Source organism: Idiomarina baltica OS145 (assembly GCF_000152885.1).
In the GTDB taxonomy this organism is placed as follows: Bacteria; Pseudomonadota; Gammaproteobacteria; order Enterobacterales; family Alteromonadaceae; genus Idiomarina; species Idiomarina baltica.
This window is the reverse complement of the sequence record NZ_CH672405.1, coordinates 354482-369770: the sequence shown is the minus strand read 5'-3', so window position 1 is coordinate 369770 and position 15289 is coordinate 354482. Positions and strand designations below refer to the sequence as shown.

11 protein-coding genes and 2 pseudogenes are annotated in these 15289 nt (G+C 47.7%); 11 read left to right on the top strand and 2 right to left on the bottom strand.

Going from position 1 to position 15289, the window contains the following annotated elements:
- The 7 genes from OS145_RS07545 to OS145_RS07515 all read left to right on the top strand — a co-directional run.
- Positions 1 to 1234, top strand: a 1234-nt coding sequence (locus tag OS145_RS07545) for an efflux RND transporter periplasmic adaptor subunit (RefSeq protein WP_006955714.1), incomplete at its 5' end; no start/stop codon positions are given.
- Between the two features lie 12 nt (positions 1235 to 1246).
- The gene (locus OS145_RS07540; protein ID WP_006955713.1) at positions 1247 to 4426 is read left to right on the top strand and encodes an efflux RND transporter permease subunit; all 3180 of its coding nucleotides are present in this window, start codon (positions 1247 to 1249) and stop codon (positions 4424 to 4426) included.
- Positions 4427 to 4584: 158 nt separating this feature from the next.
- Positions 4585 to 5304, top strand: coding sequence for a DUF599 domain-containing protein (locus OS145_RS07535; RefSeq protein ID WP_006955711.1), 720 nt, complete (start codon positions 4585 to 4587; stop codon positions 5302 to 5304).
- A 4-nt stretch (positions 5305 to 5308) separates the two neighbouring features.
- Complete coding sequence (astE, locus tag OS145_RS07530; protein WP_040487941.1) at positions 5309 to 6340, top strand: succinylglutamate desuccinylase; 1032 nt, start codon at positions 5309 to 5311, stop codon at positions 6338 to 6340.
- Between the two features lie 145 nt (positions 6341 to 6485).
- On the top strand, positions 6486 to 7673 hold the full coding sequence (locus OS145_RS07525; protein ID WP_006955709.1) for a thiamine pyrophosphate-dependent dehydrogenase E1 component subunit alpha: 1188 nt from the start codon (positions 6486 to 6488) through the stop codon (positions 7671 to 7673).
- A complete protein-coding gene (locus tag OS145_RS07520; RefSeq protein ID WP_006955708.1) occupies positions 7673 to 8650 on the top strand; it encodes an alpha-ketoacid dehydrogenase subunit beta in 978 nt (325 codons plus the stop codon). The genes OS145_RS07525 and OS145_RS07520 overlap by 1 nt, the downstream gene beginning before the upstream one ends.
- Before the next feature lie 11 nt (positions 8651 to 8661).
- Positions 8662 to 10209 carry a dihydrolipoyllysine-residue acetyltransferase gene (locus OS145_RS07515; protein ID WP_006955707.1) on the top strand — a complete coding sequence of 516 codons (1548 nt, stop codon included), beginning with the start codon at positions 8662 to 8664 and terminating at the stop codon, positions 10207 to 10209.
- A gap of 51 nt (positions 10210 to 10260) precedes the next feature.
- On the opposite strand, the gene OS145_RS07510 is transcribed toward OS145_RS07515, so the two are convergent.
- Entirely contained in the window at positions 10261 to 11154 is an 894-nt protein-coding gene (locus OS145_RS07510) for a DMT family transporter (protein ID WP_006955706.1), read from the bottom strand.
- 95 nt (positions 11155 to 11249) lie between these two features.
- Between OS145_RS07510 and OS145_RS07505 the strand changes: the two genes are divergently transcribed.
- From OS145_RS07505 to OS145_RS13730, 3 genes and pseudogenes are all read left to right on the top strand, one after another.
- Positions 11250 to 11666: a VOC family protein gene (locus tag OS145_RS07505; protein WP_006955705.1), complete on the top strand. Its 417-nt coding sequence runs from the start codon at positions 11250 to 11252 to the stop codon at positions 11664 to 11666.
- Between the two features lie 64 nt (positions 11667 to 11730).
- Positions 11731 to 12510: pseudogene (locus tag OS145_RS13735) on the top strand (PAS domain-containing protein); the annotation flags it as partial.
- 84 nt (positions 12511 to 12594) lie between these two features.
- Positions 12595 to 13050: a methyl-accepting chemotaxis protein gene (locus OS145_RS13730; protein ID WP_416361547.1), complete on the top strand. Its 456-nt coding sequence runs from the start codon at positions 12595 to 12597 to the stop codon at positions 13048 to 13050.
- Here the strand turns inward: OS145_RS13730 and OS145_RS07495 are convergent.
- Positions 13047 to 14618: pseudogene (locus tag OS145_RS07495) on the bottom strand (AbgT family transporter). The gene OS145_RS13730 and the pseudogene OS145_RS07495 sit on opposite strands and share 4 nt — an antisense overlap.
- A gap of 92 nt (positions 14619 to 14710) precedes the next feature.
- Between OS145_RS07495 and rnhB the strand changes: the two are divergent.
- Positions 14711 to 15277: a ribonuclease HII gene (gene rnhB, locus OS145_RS07490; RefSeq protein WP_006955701.1), complete on the top strand. Its 567-nt coding sequence runs from the start codon at positions 14711 to 14713 to the stop codon at positions 15275 to 15277.
- The last annotated feature ends 12 nt before the right edge of the window (positions 15278 to 15289 follow it).

Genomic DNA, 15289 nt, shown 5'->3' with positions numbered 1-15289 from the left:
CGTTATTATACTTCTATTTATCGGACTCGCCGTGTTGGCGAGTATGATGGGTAAACCTCCCGAGAAAAAACAAAACGTAAAACCGGCGCCAATGGTCGAGGTGAAAGAGGTCCAGCCTGAGAATATGACATTTATTGTTGATTCACAGGGAACTGTAAGACCTAAGCACAGCACTCAGCTACTTTCTGAGGTAAGCGGTCAGGTCATCGACATCGCTGATAACTTTAATGCCGGTGGCTTTTTCAGCAAAGGCGACATGTTGTTGCAGATTGACCCAAGTGATTACAAGGTCGCTGTCCAACAAGCAAAAGCACAGTTGCTACAAGCGCAGTCTGCACTTGAGGAAGAAAAAGCCCGCGCTCGTGTTGCTGAAGAAGAGTGGGCGATGTTTAAAGACGGTGAAGCGCCTGCATTAGGTTTACGCAAACCTCAGCTTGCCAGCGCACTTTCTGCGGTTGAATCAGCTGAAGCTAATTTAGCAATGGCAAAACGCAACTTAGAGCGTACGACAATACGCGCGCCTTTTGATGCTATCTTGCGGTCGAAGCAAGCTGACTTAGGTCAGTTTGTCGGCTCAGGCAGTCAAGTTGCTATGTTATATGGCACCGGTACCGCCGAAGTTCGCCTGCCACTGAGCGACTTAGATACGACGTATCTTGACATGCCGAGCGAAGGTAAACAGCCGATGGTACACCTTCAGTCGATGGTGAACGGTATCAGTACTGATTGGCAAGGGCGCTTGGTGCGTACCGAAGGCGTGTTAGATGAAAATAGCCGCGTTGTTTATGGTGTTGTGGAAGTTAAAGACCCATACAACCTTGATGGCAACACACACAATGCACCGCTACGCTTTGGCCGCTTTGTCGATGCTAAGATTGAAGGTCAATCGGTATCGAATGTCATGAGTGTACCGACTTATGCGATCAACGAAGATAGCTCAGTTTGGATTGTCGATGACGAACGTGTTCTTAAGCATCGTACCGTACAAGTCATTCGCACCCAGAGTAATGATTCAATCATCAGTGGCGGACTGGAGCGTGGTGACAAGGTCGTGTTAACACAGTTAGCTAATCCGTTGCCTGGCACACCTGTTCGTTTAGAGGGTGATCCGCTCCCGTCACAGATGGAGTCGACTGCACAAAAAGAACAACAAGAAGGCGATAACCCGCCATCAGCAGAGTCGGATAGTGGCGAAGCCGGCAACGAACAAACGGCGAGCAACGCGAACCGCTAAGAGGTCATGACAATGAGTACAGAAGATACCAATAAGGGCATTATTGCATGGTTCGCGCGTAATTCGGTTGCCGCTAACCTGCTATTATTCCTAATTGTAGTTGCGGGCGCGATGTCTATATTCAGTGTCCGCAAGCAAATGTTTCCGGAAATTTCACTGAACGTAATCAGTATTCAGGTGCCATTTCCAGGTGCTGCGCCTCAGGAAGTTGAGCAAGGCGTCATCATGTTAATCGAAGATGCGCTTGAAGATGTCGATGGTGTTGAGGAGATGACATCGAGATCTCAAGAGGGTCTTGGCTCGGTCACTATCGAAGTCGAACCCGATTACGATGTGCAAGTGGTGATGGACGAAGTAAAAATGTTGGTGGATGCCATCCCCAATTTTCCGCAACAGATTGAAAAGCCCAATATCTACCGCGTGCGACCTAATCGTAATGTGATTTGGATGACCGTCTACGGTGATGTGACGGAGCGGCAACGCAAAGAGTTAGCTAAAGAAGTCCGAGATGATCTTAAGCAAGTGGGCGGTATCACCAAAGTCGAAGTGGTCGGTGCGCGTAACTACGAAATTGCGGTCGAAATCTCGCAAGAAGACCTTGAACGCTATGGCTTGAGCTTCCAGCAAATTGTTAATGCAGTGCGTGGTACATCGCTTGATGTCGCCGGTGGTTCTATCAAAACGCCCAATGGCGATATTTTATTACGAGCTAATAATCAGGCGTATGTCGGAGATGAGTTTGAGAAAATCGTTCTGATCAGTCGTCCTGATGGTACGCGATTAACCTTAGGTGATATCGCTCAAGTTACTGATGGATTTGTTGAGACGGAAGCATTCACTCGTTTCGATGGTAAGCCAGCGACCTTTGTTCGGGTCAACTCAGTCGGTGATCAAAATGACCTGAAGATTGCTGAAGTCGTGAAAAACTACGCGCAACGTAAAAATGCTTCACTCCCTGATGAGGTTAAAGTTGCCTATTGGGGCGATTCATCTTATTACTTGCAAGGTCGTCTCGATCTCATGTTAAACAACATGTGGATGGGTGGACTGTTAGTTTTCCTCATGCTGTCGTTGTTCTTGCAACTGCGATTGGCATTCTGGGTCATGATCGGTATTCCTGTGTGTTTCTTAGGCACCATAGCGCTAATGCCGCTACCGATGTTTGATGTATCCATTAATATGATTTCCTTGTTTGGTTTCATATTAGTGCTCGGTATCGTCGTGGATGATGCCATTGTGATAGGTGAAAGTGCCTATACCGAGATTGAGGAAAAAGGAAAGTCGATAGACAACGTGGTTCGTGGCGCTAAGCGGGTTGCGATGCCTGCGACGTTTGGTGTTCTGACTACCATGGTGGCGTTCGTGCCTATGCTGATGGTGGATGGCGGTATGGGCGCGATTTGGGAGTCTATTGCTTGGGTCGTCATCCTTTGCTTAATGTTCTCGTTAATTGAGTCTAAGTTGATATTGCCTGCGCATATCGCTCATATGAAGTACTCAAAAGATGGCAAAGATAAACCGAATGCTTTTCAGCGCTTCCGTAACCGGTTTGCCGACGCTGTTCAGCGCTTCGTAACTGGCTATTATCGGCCGTTCCTTAAAAAGTGTTTGCATTATCGTTACACCACGCTCGCAACTTTTGTGGGGATGCTGATTTTGATGATTGGCTTAATCAATGGTGGGATTGTGCGCTGGGTCTTTTTCCCAGATATCCCGAGTGACTTTATTCAGGCAAACATTGAAATGCAGCCAGGAACGTCGGAAGAGCGCACTATTGAAGTCTTAAAAGCGGTCGAGAACGGGCTTAAGTCGGTCGATGAAACTATCGCTGAAGAAGAAGGCTCTGGTGTTGTTCGTCATACCAATATTTGGATGAACGGTAATACCGGCGGCACTATCTTTGCTGAGTTGAAAAAAGGCGAAGAACGTGAGATCGACGGCTATGCGATTGTTAATAAATGGCGCGAAAACGTGCCAGAATTAGCCGGTGTACGTACCGTTAACTTCCAAGGTGGTATTGGCGGTGGCAGTGGCTTCGATATCGAGTTCCAGTTGACGGGACAAAATCTCAATGAGCTTAAATCTGCAGCGGACGAGCTGAAGCAAGTCATGTCGACTTACGATGGTGTGTTTGATATCGAAGATACATTCGGTGACGGCAAAGATGAGATTTTGCTCAAAACCAAACCACTCGCAGAAGCCATGGGTATTGATCTTGGCGAGTTGGCTACGCAAGTGCGTTATGCCTTCTATGGAGCTGAGGCGCAACGTATTCAGCGTGGCGACGAAGAAATTAAAGTCATGGTGCGCTACCCTGAATCTCAACGTCAATCCGTGGGTAACTTGCAAGATATGAAGTTACGTACAGCGGATGGCGGCGAGATTCCGTTTACCGAGTTGGCTGAGATTGAACACTCGCAAGGTTATGACACCATTACGCGTATCGATCGTCAGCGTTCAGTAAACGTGAGAGCTCGCGTGAACAAGGATGAAGTCGAGCCCTCTAGTATCGTGCAAGAGATCCGCAACGTGAAATTACCTGAGATCTTGGAGGGTCATCCAAGTGTTGGGTTTGGTTTGCAAGGCGCGACTCAAGATGAGGCGGAAGCGACTAGTTCATTGGCCATTGGTGGCGTATTAGCTATGTTTGCGGTATACGCGCTGATGGCTGTGCCACTGCGCTCATACAGCCAGCCGCTTATCATAATGTCAGTAATTCCGTTCGGTATTATTGGTGCGATTATTGGCCACTGGATTTTGGGTATGCCGGTAAGCATCCTGAGTTTGTTCGGCATCATTGCTTTAGCCGGGGTCGTGGTAAATGACTCTTTGGTAATGGTCGACTATGTCAACCGAGCGCGTGAAGAGGGTACGCAATTGCGTCATGCGGTGTTAGATGCGGGCTGTCGACGCTTCCGAGCGATTACGCTGACATCGTTAACGACGTTCTTCGGCTTACTACCAATCGTGCTAGAGAAGTCATTACAGGCGAAGATCGTTATTCCAATGGCGATATCCTTGGCATTTGGTATTATTTTCGCAACGATTATTACCTTGTTGCTGATTCCATGTCTCTACCTGATTTTGGATGATGCAAAACGCAACACGCAAACGATGTTGTCTTGGTATGGTTTGGCGAAACCACCTAAGCCCAAAGAAGAAACTACGGAAGAAGCATTAAAAGATTATTAATTTAATGCGCTGCAAAAGGCCGAGCCTCCGTGCTCGGCTTTTTTGTGTCTGGTTGAGGTAGCATTACGGTTTAAATTTAAATTGCGCTCATCAAAGTTGTCATAAACTGTTAACATAAGCCGATTAATGTGGGCACAATTATCAGGTGTGGGGACGCTATGCTGCTATCAATGATCGACATCATTGTTTTGTTGTTCTTTTTTGTTTGCTGGATAGGTTATTCTCTGTTCGCGCGTAAGCGCGCTAAAACCACACACTGTTTGTCCAGTATTTTGTGTGAGCTGCGTATTGATTGGATGCGTAACGTGATGCACAAAGATAATCAAATTGCCGATGCATCACTTATCGGTAACGTCGAACGTACAGTGACGTTTTTCGCATCTTCGACCATTCTGGTGTTGGCGGGTGTAATTACCGTACTTGCGCATGCCGACCAGCTTGTAAATGTACTCAACGAACTACCGCTAACACCCACCGCTCATGTGAATATGGTGCAGTTTAAGCTTGCTGTGCTAGCGCTTATATTTATCTACGCATTTTTCAAATTTACTTGGGCTATACGGCAGTTTGGTTTCGTGTCAGTGTTACTTGGTGTCAGCGTAAATTATCAGCAAAATCAGCGCCCAGAAGAAGAACGGGAAGAGTTTGCTCGTCATGCTGCGAAAGTATTGGACCAATCCGGTCATGAATATAATAAAGGCTTAAGAACGTATTATTTTGCACTCGCGTACATGTCATGGTTTTTGCATCCGGTGATGCTGGTGATCTCAAGCGCCATCGTCGTCTGGGTACTGTACCGGCGTGAATATAAATCACGGGTATTACGTGATTTGCTAGCGACCAAAGGGTTTGTCCCCGGGAAAAAAGTGAAGGAGTAAGATGGTGGACCAAGTGTTTAGCAATTTTCTTAACTGGACTCGAGAACATGAGTGGGGCTACCCCGAACAATTTCAGAAAACACTAGATAACGGTACTCAATTAACGGTTTGGGACAGTGGCGTGCTGGTTGTTGAACCGAAGCATACCGGCGACAAAGATATTATTTTATCGTGTGCGGTTCATGGCAACGAAACCGCCCCCATTGAAATTTGCAGCGATATTATTCAAGACATTATTTCGGGTAAGCAGACAGTCGCTCATCGCGTTCTGTTTCTAATTGCAAACCCGGCTTCAATTAATATTGAACAGCGGTTTGTTGAAGAAAATATGAACCGTTTATTTAGCGGTGCGCATAGTCAAGGTGATCAACAGAATAAAGAACGCGAGCGTGCGAAAAAAATTGAAGGCTATTGCGAGCGTTTTTACACATCGGCGCCACAGCGAGAACGTCGCCGTTATCACTATGATTTACATACCGCTATTCGCGACTCGAAGCGCGAAAAATTTGCCGTTCATCCGTTTACCGACGGTAAGCCATATCATCGTGAGCAATTGCAGTTTTTACTCGCGTGCGGTGTTGATACTATTTTATTAAATCAACAGCCGACCACAACGTTTTCTTATTTTTCATACAACACCTTCGGAGCTCAGGCATTTACCGTTGAGCTGGGTAAAGTGAAAAAATTTGGCGAGAATAATCGTGCGGATTTCCAAGCGGCAGAAGATACGCTGCGTCGGCTAGTGGGTGAGCAAGCACTTAGTTTCCCTGAGTTTGAACCAGAACAGCACTTTATGTTTGCTGAAGCGCAAACGATTAATCGTCAACACGAAGAATTTGAACTTAATTTCGCCGATGACGTAGCTAACTTCACCGCTTTTGATAAAGGCGATCTATTAGCGATAGATGGTGGCGAAAATATTTACGCACAGCATGATGGCGAACATATTATTTTCCCCAATGCGCAGGTGGCATTAGGGCAACGCGCTTTGTTGACCGTAATCCGAGTACCGACAGAATCACTCGAGCTGGTCTAATCTCCGCATAATATTTGTTAAAACTGTTCGTTTCCATTTACACTAGGCCCACTGGATATTCTCCCGTGGGCTGTTTGCATGACACTTTACGTAAAGGTAAAGTAGCGGCAAATTTACACCCTGCTTAAAACCGAAAGAGAAGGTTATGGCCAAGGATAAAAAACACAATACAGAGATAGTGACCCAGTCACAGTGGTTTGACAGTGACTCAGTAACTATTCCCATGTTGCAGCTTCTTAAAGAAGACGGCAGCTTACATAAAGGCGTTGAGATGCCAGAGTACGACAAGGATCTCATCGTTAAAATTCATGACACTATGCTGTTCATCCGTACCTTGGATGAACGCATGATTGCCGCACAACGCCAAGGTCGTATTAGTTTCTACTTGGCTTCGCGTGGCGAAGAAGCTGAAAGTGTGGCTTCAGCCGCGGCGTTAGACCAAGGCGACATGATCATGGGTCAATACCGTGAGCAAGGCGCGCTGGCTTATCGTGGATTTACCGTTGAACAGTTCATGAACCAGTTGTTCTCAAACGAACAAGATCTTGGTAAAGGGCGTCAGATGCCGGTTCACTACGGATGTCGTGAGCTTAACTTCATGACCATCAGTTCACCTCTGGGTACTCAGATTCCACAGGCGACCGGTTACGCGTTTGGCCAAAAAATGGATAAAACCGGCAAATGTACTATCTGCTACTTCGGTGAAGGTGCGGCATCTGAAGGTGACTTCCACGCTGCCCTGAACATGGCATCAGTTTATAAAGTGCCGGTAATCTTCTTCTGTCGAAATAACGGTTATGCGATTTCTACACCGTCTCAAGGTGAGCAATACGGCGGTGATGGTATCGCACCCCGTGGTATTGGTTACGGCATCAAAACTATCCGTGTCGACGGTAATGATGTGTTTGCTGTGTTGAAAGCAACCCAAGAAGCACGTCGTCTCGCCGTTGAAGAAGACGAGCCTGTATTAATCGAGGCGATGTCTTATCGTATGTCGGGTCACTCAACCTCAGACGATCCGACCGGCTACCGTACGCGTGATGAAGAAGACGAGTGGAAAGTGAAAGATCCGCTTGAACGTCTGCAAAAGTGGATGTTGAACGAAGGTTGGTTGACCGAAGAGCACATCACCAGTCAGCACGAGAAAGTTAAAGCCAGCGTTTTAGCAGCACTGAAAGAGGCCGAGAAAGTGCCAGCTCCTCACATTGATGAACTTATCAATGACGTTTACGACCAACCGAATGAGTTGCTTAAAGAACAGCTTGAAGAACTTAAAGAACACATTCGCAAATATCCGGATGCCTATCCGAAAACGTCGGGGAGACTGGACTAATGGCTAAAATGAATTTACTACAAGCCATCAACAGCGCCTTAGACCTGGCGATGGCTAAGCACGACAACGTATACAGCTTCGGCGAAGATACTGGCGGTTTCGGTGGTGTATTCCGCGCGACCTCAGGCTTAACCGAGAAATATGGTAAACACCGTAACTTTAATACGCCGCTCGTTGAGCAGGGTATTATTGGTTTCGCGAATGGCTTGGCATCACAAGGCAGCTACGCCGTCGCAGAAATACAGTTTGGCGATTATATCTTCCCAGCGTTTGACCAAATCGTTAACGAATCAGCTAAATTCCGCTATCGCTCAGGTAACGAGTTTAACGTCGGGGGTTTAACGATTCGCACGCCGTATGGCGGTGGCATTGCAGGTGGTCACTATCACTCGCAATCTCCGGAAGCCTATTTTGCACATACGCCGGGCCTAAAAATCGTCATGCCACGTAACCCATACGAAGCCAAAGGGTTATTGCTGAGCAGTATCTTTGATCCCAACCCGGTTCTGTTCATGGAGCCTAAGCGCTTATACCGTGCTTCAACCGGTGATGTACCAGAGGAAGAGTACACGATTCCTCTCGGTCAAGCTGAGGTGGTTAAAGAAGGCGCTGACATCACGCTACTCGCGTGGGGCGCACAAATGGAAATGACTGAAAAAGCGGCTGAACTTGCTGAGAAAGACGGTGTTTCATGTGAAATAATCGATCTGCGCACGATTTTGCCGTGGGACGTAAAAACCGTCACTGAGTCGGTGTTGAAAACGGGACGTTTAGTTATCAGCCAAGAAGCGCCGATAACCAGCGGCTTTGCGAGTGAAATCGCAGCGACAGTACAGGATAAATGCTTCTTGTATCTTGAATCGCCGATTGCGCGCGTGTGTGGTTTGGATGTTCCTTATCCATTGTGCCATGAGAAAGAATATATGGCGGATCATCTGAAGATCTACGAAGCCATTAAACGCACGATGAACTACTAAGGGTCAATGTCATGAGTAAAGATTTTATTCTGCCGGATATTGGTGAAGGCATCGTCGAGTGTGAAATTGTTGAATGGCTTGTAGCCGAAGGCGATACCGTAAAAGAAGACCAGCCGGTTGTTGAAGTAATGACCGACAAGGCGATGGTTGAAATTCCTGCGAAGGATGATGGCGTTGTTGAGAAGCTGTATTACCAGAAAGGTGATATCGCAAAAGTTCACGAGCCGTTATTCCGCATCAACGCCGAAGGTGATGCTTCTGATGATGCTGCGCCGGCATCTGACGATGCAGCACCTGCTTCTTCGGATGATGCTGAAACCACTGATTTCATTCTGCCGGATATCGGTGAGGGTATCGTGGAATGCGAAATCGTTGAGTGGCTCGTCAGCGAAGGCGATGAGGTCAAAGAAGATCAGCCCGTTGTCGAAGTCATGACTGACAAAGCGACAGTTGAAATCCCGGCTAAAGAAGACGGCAAAGTGGTTAAGCTTTATCACAAGAAAGGTGATATCGCTGAGGTTCACAAACCGTTATTCGCACTGCAACCCGCCGGTGGCGTTGAGCCAAGCAAGCAGACTAAAGATTCAGCACAAGCGCAGCAGAAGAACACGCCAAGTCAGTCGGCTGATGGCGGGGCAGAACCTGCGCAACCAGCGCGTCAAGGTAAGGCCGTTGCGAGTCCTGCGGTGCGTCGTTTAGCGCGTGAAAATAGCATTAACATCGCGGATGTGCCAGGTTCGGGTAAAAAAGGTCGAGTGTTAAAACAAGACATTAAAGACTTTGTCGCAGGTGATAAGTCAGCATCACAAGCGAGTACGCAACAGCAAACGACGACTCCAGCACAGCAGAGCGGTGGCACGCGTACCGAAGCAATCCGTGGTGTGAAAGCGGCGATGGCGAAGCAGATGATGAACTCTGTCAGTACCATTCCGCACTTCACTTACTCGGACGAGTTTGACCTGACGAACTTGATTGCATTGCGTGAAAAACTCAAAGAGCAATATAAAGAACAAGGTGTTCGCCTTACGGTGATGCCGTTCTTTATTAAGGCGCTGTCATTGGCGCTGAAAGAGTTCCCGATCATGAACGCGCAGGTCAACGATGATTGCACGGAAGTCACTTATTTTGACGACCACAATATCGGCATGGCGGTTGATACCAAAATCGGCTTGTTGGTACCTAATGTAAAACAGGTACAAAACAAGAGTATTATCGATGTGGCAAATGAAGTGACACGTCTGACCCAAGCGGCACGCGAGGGCAAAGTACCACAAGCCGATATGAAAGGCGGTACCATCAGCATTTCAAACATCGGTGTTATTGGCGGCACGGTGGCAACGCCGATTATTAATAAGCCGGAAGCAGCGATTGTCGCATTAGGTAAAGTACAAGAGTTGCCACGTTTTGATGCGAATGGTCAAGTGGTTGCACGTAAGATGATGACGGTGAGCTGGTCAGGCGACCACCGTATTATCGATGGCGGCACCATCGCGCGCTTTAATAAGCGTTGGCAAGAGTTTCTTGAAGACCCCACCAGCATGCTGGTGAATATGGTCTAACAAAGCTAGACAGTGAAAAGGCGCTCCACAGAGCGCCTTTTTTAATGGTCATTAACCAAGGGATTTCTTTTTAATGCGAATGCGTTGAAAGACTAACCCGGTGATAATCAGTACTAAGCCAGCGATAGTGCTCATGTGAATCGTTTCGCCAATGATCTGGTTGAGTAAAATCAGCGAAATAAACGGCGATAAAAATATCAAATTACTAATAAGTGATGTATTGGTTGCGGTTTTCATTGCGCTCATCCACAGCAAGAAGGTAATACCCATTTCAAATAAGCCGACATAGCTCACTGCCAGCCATCCTTGCCATGGAATCCCGCTCCAATCGTCAAACCATACTGATGCTACCCACAAGAACGGAAGCGATAAACCAAAAGCAAGCACTAACTGTACGACCGAATCAGCGTTACGTTTGGTATTGATAATCCAGTATAAGGCCCAAAGAAAGGTCGATAGTAGTGCCCATAAAACGCCCTCTAGATTACTGAATGAAAGTCCTATAATATCGCCACGCGTCGCAATCACCAGCACGCCTAAATAGCCCAGAGCGCTGGCAAACCAATCCCGCTTACGAATTTTTTGTTTAAGTAATACCGCTGCCATAAATGTGAGCGCAATGGCCCAGGTATAATTGAGCGGTTGAGCCTCCGATGCGGGAAGCAACGAGTAGGCCTCGAACAACACTAAGTAGTATACCGTGGGGTTGAGCACACCAATTAAAAGGTAGTAAAGAGGCATCCGGCGCAGCTCGAGCAAAAGTTGCGCTTGCTTACCTTGAATAAATGCCACCAAGGTCAGTACGAGGCATGAAACGGCACTCGCAGCGGTCACCATTTGCAGGGGGGAGAGGTAGTTAAGCGTGATCTTGAAGGCGGTTGCTACCGTAGACCATAGCAACACAGCGGAAAGTGCATAAAGAAACGCCTTTTTGTCGTTTTCCATTATCCCCCCATAGTGCATGTTAAGTAATTGGCGCGGAGAATAGCGCACTTTGGGGTGAGTGCCTAGCTTAGTTTAAATGGAGTTTAAAAGGTCGTATGAGTGGATATCTAAGTGTCATCACTTTGGTTGTCGATGACCTCAATCGAAGTTTTGAGTTTTACAACCAAGTATTTAATTGGCCTAATAAAGGTTTGCAAGGTAATCGAGAAGATGACACGCAGGTGGCATTCTTTTCCCCGCACGGGAGCGTCAAAATTGCGCTTTGGCCACGCGAAAGTTTTAATCGCCAATTAGAGATCAATAGCGTACATTCGCCTTGCATGGGTACCACCATGCAAAGTCTTAATTTAGAATCGGAATCCGCGGTTGAAGCTTTATTTGATCGCGCTATGCATGCCTTTGCAGAGTCTATCAAGCCGCCTCATTGGCAGCCTTGGCATTGCTATGGTGCCTACTTTAAAGACCCTGATGGCCACTTGTGGGAAATCACCTTTAATCCATCCAAAGCTTAAGAGATAAGTTCATCGCTTAGTTGCAAGGATCCTTAGTTACAAATTTTAGAGTGCATACTCTAAAATGCCGGAGGAAAGTATGTTTAATCGGCAAATAAAGCAACAACTCGAGACGACACAGCAAGTCGCTTCACAGCTACAGTCGACGTTTGACGCAATTGATGACCACGTCGCACGCATCGACTTCACCCCAGCAGGTGACGTCATTGATGCTAACAATGTGTTTTTAGGCGCGATGCAGTGTTCATTAGAGGATATCGTCGGGCGCCATCATCGGCAATTCTGTGATAGTGAGCTTGCCGCCTCGGACGACTATCGCCAGTTTTGGCGGGATCTTGCTCAGGGGGTTGCGAAAAAAGGTCGGTTTAAGCGTCGACGGCCGACAGGTGAAGAACTGTGGTTAGAGGCGACCTACTTTCCCGTGCGCGATGCTCAGGGGCGCGTGAATCGTATTATGAAAATTGCTTCGGATGTCACCGCCGAGGTGGAGCAGCTCAATCGACAACGTTCGATTACCGAAGCGATTAGCCGCTCGATGGCGGCTATTGAGTTTGATACCCAAGGTCACGTGTTGTGGGCAAATGATAACTTTTGCCGAACTATGGGTTATCGACTCGAGGATATTCAGGGTAAGCATCATCGAATATTCTGTGATGATAGTTTCTATCAAAAGCATCCTGATTTTTGGCAAAAGTTGAGCCAAGGTCAGTTTGAAGCCGGTCAGTTTAAACGTAATCGCAAAAATGGCGAGAATATTTATTTAGAAGCGACCTATAATCCGATTAAAGATGAGACCGGCACAGTGCGATCGATTATTAAGTTTGCGACCGATATAACCGAGCAAGCCGTTGCTTCGCAGCAGGCTGAGGAAGCGGCTGAAATCGCTCAGAGTACTTCGCTACAAACGGCGCATATTGTTAAAGATGCGATGAAGGGTATTCAACGTAATACGAACACGGCTGCTGATATCGTCAAACGGAGCGAGCAAGCGGATGCAGTAGTGCGAGAACTCAAGTCGCAGTCGGTTAAAATCAGTGAAACGGTAAAGACCATTAATGGTCTTGCTGATCAAACCAACCTGTTAGCACTGAATGCGGCGATTGAGGCAGCGCGTGCCGGTGAACATGGGCGAGGCTTTGCTGTGGTGGCGGATGAAGTACGACAGTTGGCCAATCGGACAACGCAGGCAACCGCTGAAATCAGTCAAGTAATGACCATGAGTGAGGGCGTTTCTGCCCGAATTTCTGAAAATATGGCGGCGATCCAGCAGGTCGCGCAAACCGGCGAAGAACAGATGCAGGAGATTCGCGCCATTATGGAAGAAATTGATCAAGGGGCGAACAACGTGGTGAACGCTGTCGCCCGCTTGAACGTGGGTCATTAGCCGGCTGCTGGGTAAGCGTAGCTTGAGCCAAAGCCCAGCGGAATGCCGAGTGTCCAGTAAAGAACCAAGAAAATAGACCAAATAACCAGTAACGCAATCGAGTACGGTAGCATCATGGAGACTAAGGTACCAATGCCCGTACTCTTAACATAGCGCTGACAGTACAACACGATTAGTGGGAAGTAGGGCAATAACGGCGTAATAATATTACTGCTCGAATCCCCGACTCGATAGGCGGCCTGCGTCAAATCGGGCGAGTAACCGAGTTGCATCAACATCGGTACTAAGATCGGCGAAATAAGCGCCCATTTAGCGGATGATGAGCCAACAAACAGGTTGATGAACGCCACTAGAAAAACAATACCCACCATGGTCACCCCACCAGATAACTCCAATGAAGCGAGGAAGGTGGCACCTTTGACGGATAGTAACGTGCCTAGCTGTGAATCCCCGAATGCCTTAATAAACAGCGCGCAGAAGAATGCCATGACAATGTAGTACGCCATACCTTCCATCGCGGTCGACATCGCCTTGATGACATCCTGTGAGTTAGTAAATGTTTTCGCGACAAAGCCGTGCACAATGCCTGGTACCACGAAGAATAAGAAAATCAGCGGTACAATCATGCCAAATATGGGCGCCGTCACACTGGCAAGATTGCCCTCGCTGTCGGCGAGTGGTGACTGGTCTATGACTGCAAGATAGGTCAGCAGGGCGGCACCCGCGAGCATGGTCATCACCGCTGTCTTAAACGCTTTTTTATCTTGTGGTGTGACATCATCAAGCTGCGGCATATCCTCTTGGTCGCCATCAATGGGCACGTTTTTAAGGCGTGGTTCAATGACTTTGTCCGTTAAAAACTAACCAATGGCCACCACCACCAATGAAGACACCGCTGTGAATGCATAGTTGTTAAGAGGGTTCAGTTGTACTGAAGGGTCAATAATCTGTGCAGCGCTCTCGGTAAAGCCTTGTAGTAAGGGGTCAATCGCCGAGGGCACAAAGTTCGCACTAAAGCCTCCTGAGACACCGGCAAATGCGGCTGCGATACCCGCTAGTGGATGACGTCCTGCTGCGTAGAAAATAACACCGCCTAACGGGATAACGAGCACATAACCCGCATCTACAGCAGTGTGACTGACGATTGCAACCAAAATAAGCATGGGGGTTAGCAGCATTTTGGGTGTAACACGCAGCATCAATTTGATACCCACGTTAATAAAACCCGAACGTTCTGCTACCCCGACACCTAGCATGGCAACTAAGACCACACCGAGTGGCGCAAAGGTCATAAAGGTATTGACCATCCCCGTGAGGAATGACGTCAGTTGATCGCTCGCTAATAGATTGGTGATGGTGATGGCATCACCGGTGACGGGGTGGCGTTCGGCAAAGTCGACATACGAAAGTCCCCACGAAACAAAGGCGACAATAATCAGTAGGCCAAAAAACATCACTGCCGGGTCCGGTAACTTATTACCGACTTTTTCGATGCCATCTAGGAACCGATTCAGCAAGGTATTCGGCGACTGTTTTGCCGTAGGCGTAGGCGTTTCAGAATCGCTCATGGTATCCTCTTATTAAAGTTAGAATGATTAAATTAAAATGCTGTGAAAAATGTTATCACAGTGTTAACAAACGAAGGTAGAGACTTTACGCGATGATTTGTGGAGTAGATGAAGCGGGGCGTGGCCCAATCGCGGGACCGGTTGTAGCCGCTGCTGTTATTTTAGACCCGGAACAGCCGATCGAGGGACTCAATGACTCGAAAAAGCTGAGTGCAAAAAAGCGCGAGCGCTTGAGTGAAGAGATAAAAGCAAAAGCGCTCTACTGGAGTATTGCGCAAAGTGATGTCGACGAAATTGACCAACTCAATATTCTGTGGGCGTCAATGCTGGCGATGAAGCGTGCAGTGGAAGCGCTGCCAGAAGCTCCGACTGAGGTGCTCGTGGATGGCAATCGTGTACCCGATCTCGTCGTGCCAGCACGCGCTGTCGTGGGCGGTGACGCCAGTGAACCGACTATCGCTGCGGCATCGATACTCGCCAAAGTCGAGCGGGATCGACAAATGCTGGAGTGGCACCAAACCTACCCACAGTATGAGTTCGATCGCCATAAAGCCTACGGCACCGCGCGTCACCTTGAATTACTGAAGCTATATGGGCCGTGTGTCATTCATCGACGCAGTTTTAGACCGGTACGTGAAGCCCTCAACGCTTGTGATTAAAGCGGTTTCTTT

What these genes read in the sequence shown, in the direction of transcription:
- OS145_RS07540 (WP_006955713.1), top strand. Translation starts at nt 1,247, where the DNA reads ATGAGTACAGAAGATACCAATAAGGGCATTATTGCATGGTTCGCGCGT.
- OS145_RS07535 (WP_006955711.1), top strand. Translation starts at nt 4,585, where the DNA reads ATGCTGCTATCAATGATCGACATCATTGTTTTGTTGTTCTTTTTTGTT.
- OS145_RS07525 (WP_006955709.1), top strand. Translation starts at nt 6,486, where the DNA reads ATGGCCAAGGATAAAAAACACAATACAGAGATAGTGACCCAGTCACAG.
- OS145_RS07520 (WP_006955708.1), top strand. Translation starts at nt 7,673, where the DNA reads ATGGCTAAAATGAATTTACTACAAGCCATCAACAGCGCCTTAGACCTG.
- OS145_RS07515 (WP_006955707.1), top strand. Translation starts at nt 8,662, where the DNA reads ATGAGTAAAGATTTTATTCTGCCGGATATTGGTGAAGGCATCGTCGAG.
- OS145_RS07510 (WP_006955706.1), bottom strand. Translation starts at nt 11,154, where the DNA reads ATGGAAAACGACAAAAAGGCGTTTCTTTATGCACTTTCCGCTGTGTTG.
- OS145_RS07505 (WP_006955705.1), top strand. Translation starts at nt 11,250, where the DNA reads ATGAGTGGATATCTAAGTGTCATCACTTTGGTTGTCGATGACCTCAAT.
- OS145_RS13730 (WP_416361547.1), top strand. Translation starts at nt 12,595, where the DNA reads ATGAAGGGTATTCAACGTAATACGAACACGGCTGCTGATATCGTCAAA.
- rnhB (WP_006955701.1), top strand. Translation starts at nt 14,711, where the DNA reads ATGATTTGTGGAGTAGATGAAGCGGGGCGTGGCCCAATCGCGGGACCG.